This is a genomic window from Paenibacillus larvae subsp. larvae, assembly GCF_002003265.1.
GTDB classification, from domain to species: Bacteria; Bacillota; Bacilli; order Paenibacillales; family NBRC-103111; genus Paenibacillus_H; species Paenibacillus_H larvae.
In genome coordinates, this window is sequence record NZ_CP019687.1 from 3,180,240 (window position 1) to 3,199,986 (window position 19,747).

Consider the following 19,747-nt stretch of genomic DNA (forward strand, 5'->3'; position numbering starts at 1 on the left):
CTTTTTCACCACCTTAAAGTTTTTGCGTTAGCAAAAACTACTTCGTAGCATTACCTTGTTTCGCAAAGCGAAACTAACTTCTCGTAAGCACTGCGTATATATATAAAAACCGTTTATTATTTCGCTTTTTCTGCATTAGCATTTTGCATAATTCACGATGATGGTTGAGCTTGCGGGAGCAAGATCAACACCGATTTATCTTATTCGGAAGGTGCGAATCCTTTTTTGAACTGATTAATGGCATCTTGTAACACTTGTTCGTTTTCGCTAGTAAGGTCATTGGTTTCCCGAATATTTTCAAGCACTTCCGGCTTGTTGCTTTCGATGAAAGAGAGGAATTCTTTTTCGAAACGCATCACATCAACAACTGGGATATCATCCAGGAATCCTTTGACAGCGGTATAGATACTAACTACCTGTTTTTCAACCGGCAGAGGTTCATTCACACCCTGTTTCAGAATTTCGAGTGTACGTTCACCACGGTTCAAACGGGCAAGCGTCGATTTATCAAGATCCGAACCGAACTGCGAGAAGGCGGCAAGCTCACGATATTGAGCCAAATCCAGACGCAGGGTACCGGCAACTTTCTTCATTGCTTTGATCTGCGCCGAACCCCCTACCCGGGATACAGAGTTACCTACGTTAACCGCAGGGCGCTGACCGGAGTAGAACAAGTCGGATTCCAGGAAGATCTGTCCGTCTGTAATGGAAATTACGTTAGTCGGAATATACGCAGATACGTCATTCGCTTGTGTTTCAATGAACGGCAAGGCGGTTAAAGAACCTCCACCCAGTTCATCATTCAATTTAGCTGCACGCTCAAGAAGACGGGAATGCAAGTAGAAAACGTCCCCTGGGTAAGCTTCGCGGCCCGGCGGACGGCGGAGCAGCAGGGAAAGTTCGCGATATGCAGCTGCTTGCTTGGACAGGTCGTCATACACAACCAAAACGTGCTCGCCTTTGTACATAAAATACTCACCCATTGCGCAGCCGGCATAAGGAGCCAGATAAAGCAACGGGGAAGGCTCGGAAGCACTTGCTGTTACGATGATAGTATAATCCAGAGCGCCATGGCGGCGAAGGGTTTCTACTACATTTGCTACCGTGGACTGTTTTTGTCCGATAGCTACGTATACGCACTTCATGCCGTTGCCTTTTTGGTTAATAATCGTGTCAATGGCAATACTGGTTTTACCGGTTTGGCGGTCGCCAATAATCAACTCACGTTGGCCGCGTCCGATCGGGACCATGGAGTCAATGGCTTTCATTCCTGTCTGCATAGGCTCGTGAACCGATTTACGGGCCATAACTCCAGGAGCCGGAGACTCAATAGGGCGATATTGCTTCGTTTCAATCGGGCCTCTTTCGTCAAGTGGTTGACCCAGAGGATTCACTACCCGGCCAAGAAGCTCTTCACCAACAGGAACCTCCATAATGCGTCCGGTACGCTTTACTTGGTCTCCCTCACGAATGTCTGTATACGGCCCCAGAATAACGATACCCACGTTGTTTTCTTCCAGGTTCAGCGCCATACCCATAACGCCGTTAGAGAACTCAAGAAGCTCGCCGGCCATTGCATTTTCCAGCCCGTGAACGCGGGCAATACCGTCACCAATCTGGATAACAGTTCCTACATCAACTACGTCCAAATCAGTTGATTTATAGTTAACAATTTGCTGTTTAATCAGCGTACTGATTTCATCAGGTCTGATACTCAACGAACCTCACCCCTATCTACAGTGATTGAGCTTGTTTCAATGATTTTTGTAAACGGTCCAGCTTACCTTTCAAGCTGCCGTCATATACACGGTCTCCGATTTGGACAGTAACACCGCCAATAAGACTTGAATCTAGAACAGTTTCTAAACGTATGGTCTTACCAGTTAATTTAGCGAAATAATCGATGAGATCTTTTTCTTGTTCCGGATTAAGAGCAAATGGTGTATGCACCACCGCATTTGCCCTGCCAAGTTTCTCGTTGGCGATATCTACAAAGTCATGGAGCAAAACAGGCAAAATGCCTATCCGTTTTCTGGATACCATCAATTTTAAAGTATTCAGAACAGGGGCGGACATTTTCCCTTCCAATGTTTTTTGCAGAACGTCATTTTTCACATCCGATTCCACGTTGGGATGGTTTAGAAAAGCATCCAATTCCCTATCACCCTGAATCAGTTCGACCATTACTTTCAGCTCTTCTTCCACTTGGGAAACTGTGTTTTGCTCCTGGGCTACTTCGAAAAGTGCTTTGGCATAACGTTTAGCAACAACGATATCATTGTTCATACTTGTCCCCCTCTACCTCTTTGAGGTATTGGTTCACAAGTTTTTGCTGCTCGCCTGCATCGACTTCTTTTTCAAGAACCTTCGAGGCAATCAACACGGACATATCGCCGACTTGCTCGCGAAGGGCAGCAATAGCTTTGTTCTTTTCGCTTTCAATATCACGTACAGCCTCTTCCTTGATGCGGGAAGCATCCTCTTTGGCTTTGTGTACGATCTCTTCCGCTTGCCGTGTGCTGGCCTGTTTAGCCTGTTCGACAATATTGTAAGCATCCTTGCGCGCTTCCTGGATAGCCTCTTTTTGCTCTGCTACCAGCTGCTCTGCCTGCGTACGGTTAGTTTCAGCTGATTTAAGCTGTTCTTGAACCAGTTCCGCGCGTTTTTCCATAATGCCGAATAATGGGCCGAACGCATATTTATTTAAAAGCCAATATAAAATTGCAAAGGCAAAAATCGCAAACACAAACGATTCCCAATGCCAAGACATTCATTCCACTCCTTTCCAGACCTAAACCGGATTTGAATTCATCTTAAAGCAAAACGAAGGCGTGGATGGCACAGGCCTTCCCCGCCCAACCTTGGCTATGGTTATTTAAAGAACATTAGGAAACCAAGTACGACACCGATGATCGGAACAACCTCAACAATACCAACACCGATAAACATCGTAGTTTGCAGGGCACCGCGAAGCTCAGGCTGGCGAGCGATACCTTCTACTGTTTTACTTACGATCAAACCGTTACCCACACCTGCGCCGATAGCGCCTAATCCAATAGCTAAAGCTGCTGCTAAAAATTCCATGAATATGTTCCTCCTTAAACATTCTTCAGTTTTTCAAAATAAATATAAGTTCTCTAATCTGCCGAAGCAGGTAACCCCGGTCAGTTTCGATTTGCAACAGAGAATCAGTGTCCTTCTTCGTGTTTGGTGGAATCCGCAATGTATACCATAGTCAGAATCGTAAACAAGAAGGCCTGGATGGCACCGACAAAGATACTGAAACCTTGCCATGCGATAAGCAGAGGCGTACCAAATATTCCTGCCATCAGAATCGTAGCAATTAGAACCTCTCCCGCAAAAATGTTGGCAAACAAACGAAGGGCCAGAGTAACTGGTTTAGCCAACGTCTCAATAAGATTGAGCGGGAAAAAGAACCAGAACGGCTGGAAATAATGTTTCAGATAATGTTTAGTATTGCGTGTTAGACCCAGGAAATGGACTAGGAAGAATACGATGGCGGCGAGTCCGGATGTGACGGACAAATCAGCTGTAGGTGATTTCCACCAAGCGATTTCGACACCTTCTTTTCCTTTTGCAACAGCTTCCTGGATAGTTTGTTCAGATACGATGTTATGTCCTGCAACCGTAAGAGGCTCATGATGTTCGGTTACAATTCCAAACGGAAGACCCAACAGGTTGGAAACAAAGATGAACATAATCAAGGTCATACCAAGTGAGATATAGGTCTTGGCTTGTTTTAAAGGCATGGTGCTGGCTATCAAATTGTGTACAAATTCGACGACCCACTCCATGAAGTTTTGAAGCTTCGACGGATTGTCTACTGATAAATTCCTGACGCTCAGTTTTGCTAAAACAAATACGATAATGCAGCTGATAATAATAGCCAAGAACGTAGAAATATCAATATTTAAACCGCCGATTTCTAGAACTGGAAATTTATGCATTTTCCTTCATTCACCCCTTTCCATGCACTACGCTTTATATCCTTTGTTGGATAAAATACCAATCAACAGCATGAAAAGCTGTATAAGGAATAATCCGATAATGGTGGTAACTAGATGAATTTGTCCGGCATACTTGACAGCAATCATAACGGCAAGCAAAGCGGAACAAGCTCTGGTCACAAACCCCAGACTAACCTTTTTCCCTTTGTTCTGCAAGCTGTACAAGGTGATTACTTCGATTCTCCGCTTTAGCAGGTAAGCATTGAACAAGCTGACTGAAACTCCTAGAATCAGTCCGGCCACATATGGTCTAAGCGGGACCGATAAAGCCCAGGTAAGCAAACAGATGCTCAGGAAAAAGAGAGCGAAGCGCATGGCGGTCTTAAGGTAATCATTCATTTGAGTCCTCCAAGAACTTCTTGAGCAGTATTATTACAGTGGCTATTCCGATGAAAAATCCGGTAAAAACACCGCCCAATATCCAGTTTTTCGACCAGCCAAAATGCAGATGGAAATAGCGTCCAATCCAATAACCAAACAATGTGCAAGCGGCTATGTCCAACCCCATGGCACTGACTAACCCGGCGGCCTTCCACGGATTAGGGTTAGAGTTAGGCGTTTTCAAAATAATTCCACCTTAAAAGAATGTCTGTGATTTGCGTCACACCAATCCTACATTATTTTATCCAAGCCATCTTCCTTTTGTCAATTCATTCCTGTAGAACGTTCAAATGGAAGGAGAACAGGAAAACCCTTATTTATCAAGGTTTTCTTGTTCTTCAAACCAAACACCATAACTGTATACTTTCATGTTTTGTCAATATATTGTCACGGATGGAACGGTTCTGGCCTATCAGAAATATAACCGAAATCATAGAGAATGGATTGGACGATCCGTTTAGAGGCCTGACCGTCTCCGTACGGATTGACCGCTTCTCTCATTCGGTCATATTTGGATACATTTGTCAAAAGAGCCTTTGTGCTTTCGTACACTTTCTCCTCGTCGGTACCTACGAGTTCCAAAGTGCCAGCTTCCACTCCCTCCGACCGCTCAGTGGTGTCCCGCAATACCAGAACCGGTACGCCAAATGAAGGCGCCTCTTCCTGCAGCCCACCGGAATCCGTTAAGATCATATGGGTATGAGGATAGAAGTTGTGGAATTCAAAAACATCAAGCGGATCAATCAGCTTGATTCGTTCGTGATCTCCTAGGATCTCATATGCAGGTTCTTTTACTGCTGGGCTAGGATGTACAGGATATACTACCACGACATCGTCAAACTCATCTGCGATTCTTCTCACAGCTTGGAAAATTTGTCTATGCGGTTTTCCTTGAGCTTCCCGGCGATGGGCTGTCATCAAAATCATTCTTTTCCCTTTTGCCCACTCCAATACCGGATGATGGAAGTCTTTTTTCACAGTGTACTGGAACACATCCGTTACTGTATTTCCGGTTATATAAATTTGACCTTCATTTTTATTTTCTTTGCGCAAATTCCCCGCCGACCAGCCAGTAGGAGCAAAATGCAGATCCGCCAGAACCCCTGTCAGCTGACGGTTCATCTCTTCCGGATAAGGAGAAAGCTTGTTCCACGTACGCAAACCAGCCTCCACATGGCCCACCTTAATTTTTTGCATAAATGCCGCATAGCTGGCAAGGAATGTAGTAAGCGTGTCCCCATGAACCAGAATCAGATCTGGCTGGGCTTCACGGAATATAGGCTCCAGTCCCTGTAACACACGAATGGTGATTTCATTCAGCGTCTGACGGTTCTTCATTACATTCAGGTCAAAATCAGGTTGAATCTTGAAAAGCTCCAGTACCTGGTCCAGCATCTCCCGATGTTGGGCTGTTACGCAAATTAAAGATTCAATATGTTCTGGATGTTGATTTAATTCCAGAATTAAAGGAGCCATCTTGATGGCTTCAGGCCTTGTGCCAAAAATTGTAATTACTTTTAAGCGCTTCATGAGATGTCCTCCTACTTTATTTCGTACCAAATAAACGGTCGCCCGCATCTCCAAGCCCTGGGATAATATATCCGTGATCATCCAGATAATCATCGATTGCTGCCACGTAAATGTCTACATCCGGATGTTCCTTTTGAACAGCTTCCACACCTTCCGGAGCGGCAATGAGACACATCAGTTTAATTTGCGAACAGTTTCTCTTTTTCAACACTTCAATCGCCATATTTGCCGAACCGCCTGTAGCCAGCATCGGATCAATTACAATAAGTTCTCTTTCCGTAACATCCGTCGGCAGTTTCACATAATATTCGACAGGTTGAAGTGTTTCCGGATCACGATAAAGGCCCACATGTCCCACTTTTGCGGCCGGGATTAATTTCAAAACTCCCTCCACCATTCCGAGTCCTGCACGTAGTATAGGAATCAGACCGAGCATCCGGCCGGAAATGACCTTGGCGTCAGCAGTTGCAACCGGGGTTTTCACCTTTACATTTTCCAATGAAATATCTCTTGTAATTTCATACGCCATCAAAGTAGCGACTTCATCTACCAGCTCCCGGAAATCTTTGGTTTTCGTGTTCTCGTCGCGTATGTATGTCAGTTTATGTTGGATGAGCGGATGATCACACACAAATACTTTTCCCATGCATATTCCTCCTGTGTTCTTCTTCTCTCAGATGTCTCTTAAAGGATATTTTCATTCCATCTTTCAAATAATCCCGTATATTATATCATATGTTATCTAACTTATCCTCCCCATTTCCGACACCCCTGTATACAAAAACCCCCTTTTTTTACAAAAAGGGAAACCGGTTGGCCAACTTTGGGAAGACAGGAATGTCCGTATGAAAGTAACCCAATTTCCCAAATAAAAAAACCGGCTGGAAAACAGCCGGTCTCTACTCTTTTTTTAATAGGACAATCCTTCGTACAAAGGATATTGGGAAGTCAGTTCATTCACCATCGCCCTGGCTTTTTCCAAAGCCGTCTCATCAGAAGGATTCTTCAAAGTCAGTGAAATGATACGGGCGATATCTTTCATGGCTTCCCGACCCATTCCACGGGAAGTGGCAGCAGGTGTTCCAATCCGGACTCCGCTTGTAATGAACGGGCTGGTCGGATCGAAAGGAATAGCATTTTTATTCACGGTAATGCCCACTTCATCAAGTATGTGTTCCGCTTCTTTGCCTGTAATGTTCAGATTGCGCAGATCAATCAGAATCAGATGGTTGTCTGTACCACCGGATACTACATGAAGCCCCTCAGCCTGCAAAGACTGTGACAGTACAGCTGCATTGTCGATGACATTCCGGGCATACGTCTTAAATTCCGGCTGCAAGGCTTCGCCGAGAGCTACCGCCTTGGCTGCAATAATATGCATGAGCGGTCCTCCTTGGGTACCCGGGAATACCGCCTTATCGATGGCGGCAGCCCAAGGCTTCTTGCATAGAATCAGGCCTCCCCGGGGACCACGCAGAGTCTTATGGGTTGTGGTTGTCACAAAGTGGGCATGAGGGACCGGACTTGGATGAAGGCCGACGGCTACAAGTCCCGCAATATGGGCCATATCCACCATAAACAACGCCCCTACATCCTGGGCAATTCTGCCAAGTGCCTCAAAATCTATCGTACGCGGATATGCACTGGCTCCCGCCACGATAAGGCGCGGTCTATGTTTGAATGCCAGCTTGCGCACTTTATCATAGTCAATGCGGAAATCTTCTTCAGACACTCCATACTCAACAAAGTTGTACAAAATACCGGATGCATTGACCGGACTTCCGTGGGTTAAATGTCCCCCATGGGAAAGATTCATACCAAGAACCGTATCGCCCGGCTTGAGAGCCGCAAGATAAACAGCCATGTTAGCTTGGGCGCCGGAATGAGGCTGGACATTGGCATGTTCGGCACCAAACAGTTCTTTTGCACGGTCGCGCGCTATACCTTCTACGATATCTACACATTCACAACCGCCATAATAACGCTTGCCTGGGTATCCTTCCGCATATTTGTTGGTCAGGACTGTACCCATTGCCTCCATAACAGCTTCACTCACAAAGTTTTCGGAAGCGATCAGCTCAATTTTGTCGCGCTGGCGTCTCAATTCTAAATTCATAGCTTCTAAAATTTTCGGATCTTGCTTGGCTAATTTGCTCATCTTGTTTCCTCCCCATGATTAATGATTGAATTCATTTCAACACATTTTTCGGATTAGCCCAGGCAAGTTTCATCCCCAATTGTATAGACCGCCCGGGCTCCACCAACCAGCTTGGGCCGTGTGTAAGCCATTGTCACGTGAGCTTCACCAATCAAACGGATTGAAGGACGAACCGGAACAGCAACGGGGCGCAAGTGCATGCCTATAAGAGTATCGCCAATATCTATACCCGCATGAGCCTTTATCTGTTCCACCACGCAGGGCCGTTTCATTTGGCGGTAAGCATAAGCAGCCATAGAACCTCCCGCTTTGGGAACAGGAACTACGCTGACAGGGTACAGACCGTATCGTTCTGCTACATCCTCTTCTATAACAAGAGCCCGGTTCAAATGCTCACAGCATTGAAAGGCAAGGTGCAGTCCATACTGCCGGGCCACCTCAGAAGCCCCCGTGTAGATTTGTTTGGCGGCATCCAAAGTTCCGGCTGTTCCTATATGCTTGCCCATTACCTCACTTGTACTTACGCCGAACACTACCAACTGTCCCTTACGCAGCCCTCCTGCCTCAATAAGCTCGGTTAAAACCTTTTTCACAGCAGCTATTATGGCGGTAGTTTCTTTCTGTACCACGATTTTCACCTTGCCTTCGATTCTTTATGTAACCCTGTTCTTTAAAAGGTAGGAATGTGGAACTTTAAATAGGCCAAAGTCATCACTGCTTCTTACGGATGTATGGCATACTTTTCTTCAATTGCTTTCACTTTTCCTACACGGTTGGCATGGCGTTCTCCACCGGAAAATTCCGTTTCCAGCCAGATCCGTACAATTTCCTGAGCCACGCCCGGCCCCACTACACGTTCCCCCATAGCGAGTACATTGGAATCATTATGTTCACGGGTTGCCTGTGCGGAAAAAAGGTCGTGAACAAGTGCACAGCGTATACCGGGCACTTTATTGGCAGCTATGCTCATACCAATACCGGTCCCGCATATCAGGATCCCTTTGTCCGCTATCCCTGAAATGACATGATCACATACTTCCAATGCATAATCCGGATAGTCAACCGAACTATCACAGCTGCACCCCAGATCCACCACTTCGTGTCCCAAAGATTCAATAAACGGAATCAGCACATCTTTTAGCCGGTAACCGGCATGGTCGGCTCCTAAGGCTAATTTCAACATAATCCCCTCCTTTGTTCAAATATAAGCATGTATTAGTATTATACCCTAAACAAACCCGGCATAGGAAAATCCTTGTCCCTGAATCTTTGTTAACAAGCGTGGGGGCAGAAGGAAAACGAAAAAGAGCAGACGGCATGCTTCACTTGCATGCTGCTGCTCTTTGCCCAGGCGACCGGCCGTATTCCCCGGTGCTTCCATGTGGTTCGCTCCACCTGTCGCCAGTTACACCGGGGCTCCTTTTGCATTTATTGTACCTTCCGAACAGAAGACTGTAAAGCCTAAAAAACTAAACCAATAATCCGGAATTTTAAATGCCAATTAACTGGCTTCTCCAAGCAATTCTCAGCAGAAGCCGTTCTTATTCGCTTTCAGGCTTATCCTGGTCCAGCTTCGCCACAAGCTTTTCCAGATAAATTTTGATTTCTTCCGCCGTTTCTTTGTATACATGCATCGATCCGCCGAACGGATCTGAAATATCATAGCTTGGCAACTGGTTTTCCAGTAAAAAGATACGGGTCTTCTCTTCAACAGTTATTTCCTGAGAGAGAGAATGCTTAATTTGGATATCGGTCATCAATTTTTCACGTTCTTCAATAATCGTCCGTACTTCACCGTCATCCTCTACAAATTCTTTGAGGGTATAGATTTTGTCTACTGTTTCCGGATGCCGGGAAACTACGTTGCTTTTATGGCCCATCGTCATGGTTAGAATGAGGTCTGCCCACTGGACATCCTGTTCGTTCAGCTGCCGGCTATTCATGGTTTCCTCATGGCCGTATTCTTTCAGAATTTGGGCCGAATGAGAAGAGATGGGTCTTCCTTCTTCAGCAAATACTCCCGCCGAGCGGACCTCTATATCCAGCCCCTTTTCTTCAGCCAGCTTTCTCAATATCCCTTCAGCCAAAGGGCTGCGGCAGGTATTCCCTGTACAAATAAAGAGAATACGCTTCATAGGGCATGTCCCCCTTTCACAGCTTCTATAAATAAGTATCCTTTAAGGAAAAAAGAGAAACTATCTTCTATTTTAGCCAAAAAAACTCTTTTCGGAAACATGCGGAACCAAAAATGCCAAGCAATCTCCCTTTATCCTTCTGCAATTGAGTCATTGCATAATTTAGATTAAAGTGTTTAATGAAATATAATTCCAACTAGAAGGTATTTAAATATAAATATAAAAGTTAGGGCATAGTTTCTTTTAAAACAAAAATTTCAGACCAAAAGCAAGCAGAATTACTCCGCCAATCGCTTCGCCATATTCACCTATCCAAGTACCCACCCGTCTTCCGAGAAGCAATCCGAATATAGACATTGCGCCTCCCAATAGGCCAAATGTCAGTACCGTAAGCATTACATCCGTGGCAAACATGCCCAAAGATACGCCAACGGAAAAAGAATCAATGCTGACCATCAAGGCAAAAACGAAGATCCCCCATATAGACGAGTAATTCAAAGTTTGGACTGATTCCCCCTTGAAAGAACAATAAACCATATGCGCTCCAAGCAAGATGAGAAGGGCACCTCCTGCAGAAGCTGCGACATGTCCCAGGAAGCTGCTGACATAGTGGCCCATAAAAACGCCCGTAAGCGGCATCAAAATATGAAAAAGACCGATAATAAAGCTGATTTTTAAAATATCGAGGACGCGAATCCCTCTCATCCCCATACCAATGCCAAGTGAAAAAGCATCCATACCCAGCACAAAAGCCATAATGAGGATCGTTGTAAACTGCCCGGCCTCATACGAGGTTGCGGTCAACATCGGCTTCCCTCCTGTCCACATATTCTTTTTCAAGATATGCGGACAATCTCTCAAACATGCTAGATTTGGACGATGTGGTGACCTGCCGCTTTAAGCAGGCGGTTCATGACCGCTTGACCAATCCCTTCTTCCGGGCAAGTCTCAGCCAGGATATACGTAATATCATGTTCGTCAAAAGAACGCAATCCGTCATAAAGGCGGCGGGCAATTGTATCAGGATTAGCCAGACTCCCGCAGACAGATACATAATCTGCTTCAAAGCAGGTCCGGTGTTCTTCAAAGGTAAGGACTCCTGTCCGCTCCCCCCTGCCCTTGGCCAAGGCAAGCTGTCCATTCATCCACTGATGAACCCGGGATGCCGGAGAGCCTTGAACCAATAGAAGCTTCCCGGCCGGAGCGTAATGGGTGTATTTCATTCCAGGGGCACGCGGTGCTTCCACATGCTCAGAGGAAGCCGGTTCTCTAAGAGGGACCCCGGGAAGCAAAACCTGGAGTTGCTCCAATGAAATCCCCCCGGACGCAGCACATGTACAACGCCATCTTTCCACTGCAAAACAGTAGATTCAATTCCGACACCAGCGGCACCCCCGTCTATGATTCCTCCAATGCATCCGTCCAGATCCTCAAGCACATGGGAAGCCTTGGTGGGGCTTGGGCGGCCGGAGCTGTTAGCACTTGGTGCCGCAATTGGAATCCCGGCTTCCCTTAATAAGGCTAGTGCTACAGGATGGTCCGGAAAACGGATCCCCACCGTATCCAGTCCGGCTGTAACAAGAGGAGAGACCGCATCCGGCCTGACAGGCAGAATTAACGTAAGCGGACCCGGCCAACAGGCATCCATAAGAGGGACTAACACCTCCGGCACCCCGCTTACCAGGTCTTCCAACTGTTTGCAATCTGCTATATGGACGATAAGCGGATTATCTGAAGGTCTTCCTTTTGCCGTGAATATGGCCCTTACCGCCTCTGTTTGAGCAGCATCTGCTCCAAGCCCGTATACGGTTTCTGTCGGAAAGGCTACAGTTTTTCCTTCCCGAAGCAATGCAGCCGCTTCCCTCACAGCCTTCAGAGAGGCCGGGGTTGCGGCATTTTCGTCTATTTTCCAATGCAAGGTCATGACGATTCATCCTAACTATTTAAATATCGAAGCAATCCATTCTATGATAGATTTGATCACCTCTACGAGAAAGAAACGGACTTCGGTTTTTTCGTCTGAAGCGGTTCCGCTTTCTTTTGCTGCCGTTTGATCATCAGCCCGCTTCCCTATATCCCCGGAAGCCTGACCTTGTACCGGCCCACTTTGGCCATCAGCAGCGGTGGCCACGGCCTCCCCTTTGACTGAATCTACAAAACAAAGCGGCGGAAAGAGCACACACCACCAGTTTTGGCCTTTCCCTTCCCCGAGAGTGACCCGTAAAGCCTCATAATCTCCTGCAGGATAAACCCGGTTTCCGTACATTTTGGTAGGGAAAGGAACGACACCCAGTTCGACGGTGTATCCAAAATCATATCCCTGTTCCTTCAATATACGCCCGGTTAACTCCCTGAGTTCAGGCAAATGATCTTTTACAATCCCTCTCGCCTCTTCAATGCTATGGGGTCCTTTTACCCATGTCTGCATGGCGGCCACAATCTCATCCCGCACCCGGCGTTTAATCGCCTGATCTGCAGCTTTATCCGAATTTGCAAGAATACGCAAACGAATGGAATCCTGGGGGATAGGCGCACCCAGAACAGCCGCATTCGTCCGGTTCGCATCCCAGCACATCATCATCACTAGCACAGCAAAAATAAGATACATATAAATCCTGTAAGATTTCCGTTTAACCATGGTCTTCAGTCTCCCCTTCCCTTATCACCAGTATGGCCAAGGGAAGGGAGACCTAAACCTATGAATCTGACAGTTGGAAAAACAAATCTATCAGATTGCCGATAGAGCGATGACATGCCGGTCGATGCCGGCCAGATCCTTTACATACTCCACCGAAGACCAGTCTCCGGCTCCCCGGAGCAAATTGGCAACGTCATCCGCCTGTCCGATGCCGACTTCCAGACCGACCAGCGCCGGCTGCTTCGGCAGGCTGCCAAGCTGGTCCATCATGCGGCGGTATAAGTCCAGGCCGTCCGGACCGCCGAACAGAGCTGTATGCGGCTCAAACTGCCGCACTTCAGGTTGCAGTGCGGGCAGGTCCCCTGTTGGGATATAAGGTGGATTCGACACCAAAATATCAATAGGCAGACCGCGCTCCACGTAGGGGAGCAACAGGTCACCCTGCAGCAGGGTGACCCTGTCTCCAACGCCGTTACGGACGGCGTTGCGCCTTGCGACCTCAAGCGCCAGAGGCGAGAGGTCGGAGCTGTACACACGCCATTCCGGGCAGGCGTGGGCCAAGGTCACCGGGATCGCCCCGCTCCCGGTACCGATATCCCCAAGCAGCGGGCTGCCTTGGGGAAAGAGGCGCTTGCCCTCGTAGATGATTCGTTCCACGAGAAGTTCGGTCTCCGGACGCGGGATCAGTACCGCTTTATTAACTTCAAACGGAAGGCCGTAAAAATCCTGCTCCCCCAAAATATATTGAACCGGTTCGCCGCCAGCCTTCCTGTTCACCAGTTCCTCCCACTGATTTTCATAAGATGCAGGGAAAACCTCTCCCCACCGGAGCAGTAAAGTGCTGCGCTCCCAGCCAAACAAATGCTGCAGTAAAAGCTCTGTACAAATGACCGCATCTTTCACATCGCGTTCCTTCAAAAAAGAAGAAGCCTTCAGAAAGGCTTCTCGTATCGTTTTTTCCGCATGAGGCATCGCCTTACTGCTCTCCTTTTTCCAACTGTTCAGCCTGTGCGGCCATAGTTAAGGCGGTAATGATCTCTTCCAAATCTCCGCCAAGGATACTATCCAGTTTGTGCAGGGTCAATCCAATACGGTGGTCTGTCACCCGGCTTTGAGGGAAGTTATAAGTCCGAATTCGTTCGCTGCGGTCCCCTGTTCCCACCTTGCTTTTTCGTTCGCCTGCATATTTCGCCTCCTCTTCCTGTCGAACCTGGTCATAGATTCTCGCCCGAAGGACCTGAAGGGCTTTCGCCTTGTTGTCATTTTGGGACTTGCCGTCCTGACAAGTCGCAACAATACCGGTCGGAACGTGAGTAACACGAACCGCCGATTTGGTCGTATTTACAGATTGTCCTCCGGCACCGCTGGAACAGAAAGTATCCACGCGGATATCACTATCCTTAATCTCGATGTCGATATCTTCCATTTCCGGCATAACGGCTACTGTCGAGGTAGACGTATGAATCCGGCCCCCGGATTCCGTAACCGGAATACGCTGCACCCGGTGCGCCCCGCTTTCGTATTTCAGCTTGCTGTATGCTCCGTTTCCTTTGATCATAAATGTAATCTCCTTGAATCCGCCCAGATCATTCAGATTCGCATCCAGCACCTCTGTTTTCCATCCTTGTGATTCCGCATACCGGCTATACATCCGGTATAAATCAGCCGCAAACAAAGCCGCTTCATCACCGCCCGCTGCACCGCGTACTTCCACAATAACATTCTTATTATCATTAGGATCTTTTGGCAGCATCAGAATTTTCAGACGCTCCTCCAGTTCCTCTTTGCGGCCGGACAGTTCTTCAATTTCCATTTTGACAAGCTCGCTCATTTCATCATCGAGCTTTTCCTTCTGCATGGCTTTAGCCGCTTCAAGCTGTCCCAATACTTGCTTATATTCCATATAGGTATCGTATGCTTCCTGAAGACCGGATTGTTCCTTGGAATACTCACGGAGTTTTTTAGTATCACTGGTAACATCCGGGTCACATAACAGTTCACTCAGCTTTTCGTAGCGATCCGCCAAAGCCTGTAAACGATCCAACATCATATTCGGATCACTCCTTACTATTGTGAGTTGTTTATTGTATTTGATCTATGCTTAAACGTTGAAACGGAAATGCATCACGTCGCCATCCTGAACGACATAGTCTTTTCCTTCCAGGCGAAGAAGTCCCTTTTCTTTGGCACCATTCATGGAACCCGAGTTAATCAAATCATCGTAAGATACCACTTCTGCACGGATAAATCCGCGTTCAAAATCAGTATGAATAACGGCGGCTGCTTGTGGAGCCTTTGTCCCTTTCCGAATGGTCCACGCTCTTACTTCCTGCACTCCCGCAGTAAAGTACGTATAAAGACCCAGCAGTTTATAAGCCGCCTTGATGAGCCGGTTCAGACCGGATTCCTCAAGACCGAGTTCTTCCAGGAACAGATCCTTGTCCTCTCCCTCCAACTCTGCAATTTCGGCTTCTACCTTGGCACTGATAGGAACAACTTCCGCATTTTCCCCAGCCGCAAATTCGCGGACCTTCTGTACATTCGGGTTACTCTCAGCATCGGAGACCTCGTCCTCCCCTACGTTCGCCGCATAGAGTACGGGCTTGATGGTAAGGAGATGGAGGTCGCGGATCAGCAGCTTTTCTTCGTCATTAAGATCCAGGCTGCGAGCCGGTTTGTCCTCATAAAGCGTATCTTTCAGACGCTCAAGCACTTCAAGTTCAGCCGCATACTGTTTATTGCCGCCCTTCATATTCTTACGGGTGCGGTCAATCCGCTTCTCTACGGAATCGAGATCCGCAAGGATCAATTCCAGATTTATTGTCTCAATGTCGGAAATCGGGTCTACTCCGCCAGACACGTGAGTAATGTTTTCGTCCTCGAAGCAGCGGACCACATGAACGATAGCATCCACTTCGCGGATATGAGCCAAAAATTTGTTTCCAAGCCCTTCCCCTTTGCTGGCGCCTTTAACAAGCCCCGCAATATCCACGAATTCAAAGGCGGTTGGTACAATACGATTGGGTACTACGATGTCCGCCAGCTTTTGCAATCTTTCATCCGGAACTTCCACAACTCCCACATTGGGGTCGATCGTACAGAACGGATAATTAGCCGACTCGGCCCCTGCTTGTGTAATTGCATTAAATAAAGTGGATTTTCCTACGTTAGGCAACCCCACTATCCCCGCTTTTAAAGCCATGTATATGACAACTCCTTAAGTAACTTAAGTCCACTTTTAAAAAATAAGTTCACATCTATACTATTATATATAGTTTAGCCAAAAAAATATAGCTCTTTCACATTACCTTATTTTCCTTTTATATTCAATATAATTAATAGCATTTTAAGAACAACATAAACAACTCTTATTTCCCCTAAAAAAAGCCCACCATAGCGAGCTATAGCAGGCCTTTCTTGAGGGAGGATATATTTGGTTTACTGATCTTGATCTTGATCTTGGTCTTGATCCTGATCTTGGTCTTGGTCTTGTTTTTGCAAGGATTTCGCAAGTGCATCGGCAAAAGCGTTAGCCGTAGCTGTAGCATCTACAAAGACATGGGAGTTGCCGCTATTTACTACCTTGGCAATATTAGCATCATGATTGTTATTATGCTTACGCGCCATAATATTTTTTCCTCTTCCCTTTCCAGATACTTCATACTATGAAAATTACAAAGAATGGATTCAGGCACTTTTACTAACTTTATAGAAAATAGAGTTATATCTATCTTTTTTTTGAAGGAAGACCATGGCTTCGTTGAGAAGGAAGAGAAGAATGAATCCGTCGACTCTTAGGAGGGGGAGAATAGCTATGAATAGTATCCATCTGTTCTTCTATATTTTTTTTATGAAATGCTGACAACTGCTGAACCGCTTGATGAAACTGCTCTTCTGTAAGTTGTTTGGAAGCATAGCACATGTAGAGGACGGCAAAGGCGAGTGGAGTAGAGTCGAGGGTAACCATAATAGTTGAATTTCCGTTTTTATTCATTCTTACCGACACATTGTTCCCTCCTTTATTAAAATGAAAAAATTCCTCTGAGCTTTATAGCTTCATCCCGGAATACCGCACACAAAATTTCCAATAATTCAATCTTTTAAAAAAGAAGGGATACTAGTAGAACTAGCATCCCTCCTGACAACTATTCTTTAGCAGCTATTAAGCTTTCTCCTATGACCTGCAAAGCTTTAGCAATAGCATCTGCAAAGGTTGAAGTAGTAGCCGAAGCTTCCACAAAAACATGAGAGTTTCCACTGTTTACCACTTTGGCCACATTCACGGAATCTTTGTCGAATCCCATGTCTTCTCCCCCTTTCTTTATCAGATACTATAAAGTATGAAAACTTATCTACTTGGTCCAGGCTTATTGATATTTTCCTAGAAAAAGGTGGTTGCCCAGGATAGAGTGATAGCAAAAAATCTAGAAACCTCGATAGGGTTGATCACCGATTTGTTTCTGTTCTTGATCTTCGACTTGTTTTTGCTTTTGTTTTTTCAGAATTCGGGCTATTCCTTCGGCAGCAGCTTGAACACCAGCGGATGTATCTATAAAAACATATGAGTTGCCGCTGTTTATGGACCTCTCGGCCGGTTCATCCGAATGATTAGGTTTAAAGGACACTCTCCTCTCCTCCTTTCTAAAGTGAGCTATTATATAATATGGAAACCCGTTCAATTGGTACAGGCTTTTTTGCTAGGTTTATCAAAGCAGAAAAAAACTATTCCTTTCATCTGCCTTTGCCTCTCTTCTTCCTTGCTTTCTTACCCACAAATTAACTACAATATAGAAGATATTCATCCACAAAAAAACAAGTTGTCCACAGCTTTGTCCACAGCTTGTTAACAAACGAATATTCGTTCTACTTTATTCACATGTTGGTAACTGTAGAATCTATATGGGAGGTGCATCTGTGGAAGAACATGAACAATGGATGCAAGAAGCTATATCCGAAGCCCTGAAAGCCGAAACTATTCATGAAGTCCCCATAGGAGCTGTCATTGTTCATGAAGGACGCATTATTGGCCGGGGCCATAACCTTCGTGAGACTTCTATGGATCCAACGGCCCATGCTGAAATGATTGCTATCCGGGAGGCAAGTGAGTATCTAAGAGCCTGGAGGCTGCTGAACTGTACCCTGTATGTCACATTAGAACCCTGTCCGATGTGTGCGGGTGCCATTGTTCAATCCCGAATTCTCCGCGTTGTCTATGGAACCATTGATCCCAAGGCAGGCTGTGCGGGTACATTAATGAATCTCCTTCAGGAAGACCGATTTAATCATCGTGTGGAAGTTATAAACGGAATTCTTCGGGAAGAATGCTCCTCTTTGCTAACTTCCTTTTTCCGAAAACTGAGAAATAAATCATAACGCCCCTCCCGGCAGACTATCATATAAGAAATAAAGCTTTGAGCTTATTCCATTGGGGTGATCTGGTTGCATCATCAAGTAAACTGCTCAGTCCATCTGTTTTTAATTAAAGAAGACAACATTTTGTTGTTAAAACGGTGTAATACGGGATATGAAGATGGAAAGTATAGTGTCGTTACGGGATACCTGAACCCTGGAGAAGAAATCAAGGCAGCTATGGTGCGTGAAGCCCGGGAGGTAGTGGGCATCAAATTAATTCCTGAAGATTTGGATTTCGTTGGAATCCTGCACCGCCACGATGTGGAAGACCGGGTTGATTTTTTCCTGACAGCCGCAGGTTGGCAAGGGAAAGTAACGAACAGGGAGCCTGAAACATGTGATGAGCTTAAATGGGTACCGATATTTCAACTCCCGGATAACATGGTTCCTTTTGTAAAAAAAGCTATTCTCAATTTCCGGAACGGCATACTCTATGATAGTTACGGCTGGGATTAGAAGCCGTCAGATATTCCCGAAGGTCTTTTACGATGTATATCTGCCCAGAAAAACGTTCAGATTCTGGGCAAACCTTTCATCTTCGGCTGCACAAAGTAATTCTTTTTTTTGTCCGGATTCCTTGTAGAGGATTTTCATCAGATCTTTGCTGTGGACTATTTTACGGGCCTGCCCTATAACAATGCCATCAATGCGATTCATATGGACAGAAATAATCTGACCTGCATGAATCTTATATTCATAATCCAGTGTTTCGACTATCACTATATTTTCTTCAATGGTCAATCTGCAAAAATGAGGGGTATGTTCCTGAAGACCTTTCAGGAGAATGGCCTGACAGGAATAACCGGGGTCTTTCTCTTTAGGGATTGACTCCATAACATGAACCGAAGTTAAAGATAGCCGCTCTGATTTATTCTCCCGGTTTGGCAGCAGCAACTGTTTACAGCGCAGCAAAATCTGCAAAAACCGGTTTTTCCATCTTCTTGTTATTGAAAATTCCGTCATGTTGGCTCCCTCCTAATGAGAATATGAGACTTAGATGTCTGGTCCCAATAGGCTTGGATTACACCTTTCTTATTAAACCGGACCAAGGGAAAAGAAACTAGAAAAAAGTAGCCGTTTAACCTGAAATGTCTTGTTTCAAACATGCCCTATTTTATGCTATACTATGCATAGGATATGCGCCCGTAGCTCAGCCGGATAGAGCGACAGTTTCCTAAACTGTGCGTCGTGGGTTCGAGTCCCACCGTGGCGCGTTTGCTTTCCTACTTTGTTGTGTCGAGACGTGGCTCAGCTTGGTAGAGCGCTTGGTTCGGGACCAAGAGGTCGCAGGTTCAAATCCTGTCGTCTCGATTGTCCTTATTCGCTATTAGAAGACCTGATCCTTCCGTTAAGGAAATGGATCAGGTCTTTTTTTAGTTGCCGAGCAAAAAAACATCCCAGGAGGAAGCCCTGCAAATTCATATAAGAACTTCTAAACCCTAAATCTTGGCTGCAGAGATTTAGG

At 46.0% G+C, this 19,747-nt stretch carries 25 protein-coding genes, 2 tRNA genes, 1 pseudogene and 1 riboswitch; of the genes and pseudogenes, 4 read left to right on the forward strand and 24 right to left on the reverse strand.

Annotated features, from left to right (window positions below):
- Positions 1-200: 200 nt before the first annotated feature.
- The 23 genes and pseudogenes from atpA to BXP28_RS16615 all read right to left on the reverse strand — a co-directional run bounded on the left by atpA (position 201) and on the right by BXP28_RS16615 (position 17,495).
- Positions 201-1,718, reverse strand: a complete 1,518-nt coding sequence (atpA, locus tag BXP28_RS16510; protein ID WP_023484040.1) for a F0F1 ATP synthase subunit alpha — start codon at positions 1,716-1,718, stop codon at positions 201-203.
- Between the two features lie 16 nt (positions 1,719-1,734).
- A complete protein-coding gene (locus tag BXP28_RS16515; protein ID WP_023484041.1) occupies positions 1,735-2,286 on the reverse strand; it encodes a F0F1 ATP synthase subunit delta in 552 nt (183 codons plus the stop codon).
- On the reverse strand, positions 2,276-2,770 hold the full coding sequence (atpF, locus tag BXP28_RS16520; RefSeq protein ID WP_024092864.1) for a F0F1 ATP synthase subunit B: 495 nt from the start codon (positions 2,768-2,770) through the stop codon (positions 2,276-2,278). Before atpF ends, BXP28_RS16515 begins: the two co-directional genes overlap by 11 nt.
- A gap of 101 nt (positions 2,771-2,871) precedes the next feature.
- The gene (gene atpE, locus BXP28_RS16525) at positions 2,872-3,084 is read right to left on the reverse strand and encodes a F0F1 ATP synthase subunit C (RefSeq protein WP_024092863.1); all 213 of its coding nucleotides are present in this window, start codon (positions 3,082-3,084) and stop codon (positions 2,872-2,874) included.
- A 104-nt stretch (positions 3,085-3,188) separates the two neighbouring features.
- Positions 3,189-3,968 (reverse strand): F0F1 ATP synthase subunit A, encoded by a 780-nt coding sequence (gene atpB, locus BXP28_RS16530; protein ID WP_023484043.1) that lies wholly within the window; start codon positions 3,966-3,968, stop codon positions 3,189-3,191.
- A gap of 27 nt (positions 3,969-3,995) precedes the next feature.
- Positions 3,996-4,367, reverse strand: coding sequence for an ATP synthase subunit I (locus BXP28_RS16535; RefSeq protein WP_023484044.1), 372 nt, complete (start codon positions 4,365-4,367; stop codon positions 3,996-3,998).
- Positions 4,360-4,593, reverse strand: a complete 234-nt coding sequence (locus BXP28_RS16540) for an AtpZ/AtpI family protein (protein ID WP_024092862.1) — start codon at positions 4,591-4,593, stop codon at positions 4,360-4,362. Before BXP28_RS16540 ends, BXP28_RS16535 begins: the two co-directional genes overlap by 8 nt.
- Positions 4,594-4,796: 203 nt before the next feature.
- A complete protein-coding gene (gene wecB, locus BXP28_RS16545; RefSeq protein ID WP_023484045.1) occupies positions 4,797-5,939 on the reverse strand; it encodes a non-hydrolyzing UDP-N-acetylglucosamine 2-epimerase in 1,143 nt (380 codons plus the stop codon).
- A 16-nt stretch (positions 5,940-5,955) separates the two neighbouring features.
- On the reverse strand, positions 5,956-6,585 hold the full coding sequence (gene upp / locus BXP28_RS16550) for a uracil phosphoribosyltransferase (protein WP_023484046.1): 630 nt from the start codon (positions 6,583-6,585) through the stop codon (positions 5,956-5,958).
- A 264-nt stretch (positions 6,586-6,849) separates the two neighbouring features.
- Positions 6,850-8,097 (reverse strand): serine hydroxymethyltransferase, encoded by a 1,248-nt coding sequence (gene glyA / locus BXP28_RS16555; RefSeq protein ID WP_023484047.1) that lies wholly within the window; start codon positions 8,095-8,097, stop codon positions 6,850-6,852.
- Positions 8,098-8,150: 53 nt separating this feature from the next.
- Positions 8,151-8,726: a TIGR01440 family protein gene (locus tag BXP28_RS16560; RefSeq protein ID WP_024092861.1), complete on the reverse strand. Its 576-nt coding sequence runs from the start codon at positions 8,724-8,726 to the stop codon at positions 8,151-8,153.
- A 92-nt stretch (positions 8,727-8,818) separates the two neighbouring features.
- Complete coding sequence (rpiB, locus tag BXP28_RS16565) at positions 8,819-9,277, reverse strand: ribose 5-phosphate isomerase B (RefSeq protein ID WP_036657297.1); 459 nt, start codon at positions 9,275-9,277, stop codon at positions 8,819-8,821.
- A 158-nt stretch (positions 9,278-9,435) separates the two neighbouring features.
- Positions 9,436-9,516: riboswitch (ZMP/ZTP riboswitch) on the reverse strand.
- 122 nt (positions 9,517-9,638) lie between these two features.
- A complete protein-coding gene (locus BXP28_RS16570) occupies positions 9,639-10,232 on the reverse strand; it encodes a low molecular weight protein arginine phosphatase (protein ID WP_023484050.1) in 594 nt (197 codons plus the stop codon).
- Between the two features lie 243 nt (positions 10,233-10,475).
- On the reverse strand, positions 10,476-11,039 hold the full coding sequence (locus tag BXP28_RS16575; protein ID WP_036655700.1) for a manganese efflux pump MntP: 564 nt from the start codon (positions 11,037-11,039) through the stop codon (positions 10,476-10,478).
- 59 nt (positions 11,040-11,098) lie between these two features.
- Positions 11,099-12,156: pseudogene (locus BXP28_RS16580) on the reverse strand (L-threonylcarbamoyladenylate synthase).
- 15 nt (positions 12,157-12,171) lie between these two features.
- The gene (gene spoIIR, locus BXP28_RS16585; RefSeq protein ID WP_024092856.1) at positions 12,172-12,870 is read right to left on the reverse strand and encodes a stage II sporulation protein R; all 699 of its coding nucleotides are present in this window, start codon (positions 12,868-12,870) and stop codon (positions 12,172-12,174) included.
- Positions 12,871-12,960: 90 nt separating this feature from the next.
- A complete protein-coding gene (prmC, locus tag BXP28_RS16590) occupies positions 12,961-13,842 on the reverse strand; it encodes a peptide chain release factor N(5)-glutamine methyltransferase (RefSeq protein ID WP_023484054.1) in 882 nt (293 codons plus the stop codon).
- A gap of 4 nt (positions 13,843-13,846) precedes the next feature.
- Positions 13,847-14,917: a peptide chain release factor 1 gene (gene prfA / locus BXP28_RS16595; RefSeq protein ID WP_023484055.1), complete on the reverse strand. Its 1,071-nt coding sequence runs from the start codon at positions 14,915-14,917 to the stop codon at positions 13,847-13,849.
- Between the two features lie 54 nt (positions 14,918-14,971).
- The gene (ychF, locus tag BXP28_RS16600; RefSeq protein ID WP_023484056.1) at positions 14,972-16,072 is read right to left on the reverse strand and encodes a redox-regulated ATPase YchF; all 1,101 of its coding nucleotides are present in this window, start codon (positions 16,070-16,072) and stop codon (positions 14,972-14,974) included.
- Positions 16,073-16,308: 236 nt separating this feature from the next.
- Entirely contained in the window at positions 16,309-16,497 is a 189-nt protein-coding gene (locus BXP28_RS16605; RefSeq protein ID WP_036655694.1) for a hypothetical protein, read from the reverse strand.
- A 100-nt stretch (positions 16,498-16,597) separates the two neighbouring features.
- A complete protein-coding gene (locus tag BXP28_RS16610; protein WP_036655691.1) occupies positions 16,598-16,876 on the reverse strand; it encodes a hypothetical protein in 279 nt (92 codons plus the stop codon).
- A 139-nt stretch (positions 16,877-17,015) separates the two neighbouring features.
- Positions 17,016-17,174: a hypothetical protein gene (locus tag BXP28_RS22890; protein WP_155116284.1), complete on the reverse strand. Its 159-nt coding sequence runs from the start codon at positions 17,172-17,174 to the stop codon at positions 17,016-17,018.
- A gap of 120 nt (positions 17,175-17,294) precedes the next feature.
- The gene (locus tag BXP28_RS16615; protein WP_024092847.1) at positions 17,295-17,495 is read right to left on the reverse strand and encodes a hypothetical protein; all 201 of its coding nucleotides are present in this window, start codon (positions 17,493-17,495) and stop codon (positions 17,295-17,297) included.
- 310 nt (positions 17,496-17,805) lie between these two features.
- Here BXP28_RS16615 and tadA point away from each other — a divergent pair, with 310 nt between their 5' ends.
- Together tadA and BXP28_RS16625 are read left to right on the forward strand one after the other, a co-directional pair.
- Positions 17,806-18,243: a tRNA adenosine(34) deaminase TadA gene (gene tadA / locus BXP28_RS16620; protein WP_437435899.1), complete on the forward strand. Its 438-nt coding sequence runs from the start codon at positions 17,806-17,808 to the stop codon at positions 18,241-18,243.
- 57 nt (positions 18,244-18,300) lie between these two features.
- Entirely contained in the window at positions 18,301-18,738 is a 438-nt protein-coding gene (locus tag BXP28_RS16625; RefSeq protein ID WP_023484058.1) for an NUDIX hydrolase, read from the forward strand.
- 27 nt (positions 18,739-18,765) lie between these two features.
- Here BXP28_RS16625 and BXP28_RS16630 read toward each other — a convergent pair whose 3' ends face one another.
- Positions 18,766-19,245 (reverse strand): hypothetical protein, encoded by a 480-nt coding sequence (locus BXP28_RS16630; RefSeq protein ID WP_023484059.1) that lies wholly within the window; start codon positions 19,243-19,245, stop codon positions 18,766-18,768.
- A gap of 176 nt (positions 19,246-19,421) precedes the next feature.
- Between BXP28_RS16630 and BXP28_RS16635 the strand changes: the two genes are divergently transcribed.
- Positions 19,422-19,496 (forward strand) — tRNA-Arg (locus tag BXP28_RS16635).
- A 23-nt stretch (positions 19,497-19,519) separates the two neighbouring features.
- Positions 19,520-19,593 (forward strand) — tRNA-Pro (locus tag BXP28_RS16640).
- Positions 19,594-19,747 lie beyond the last annotated feature (154 nt).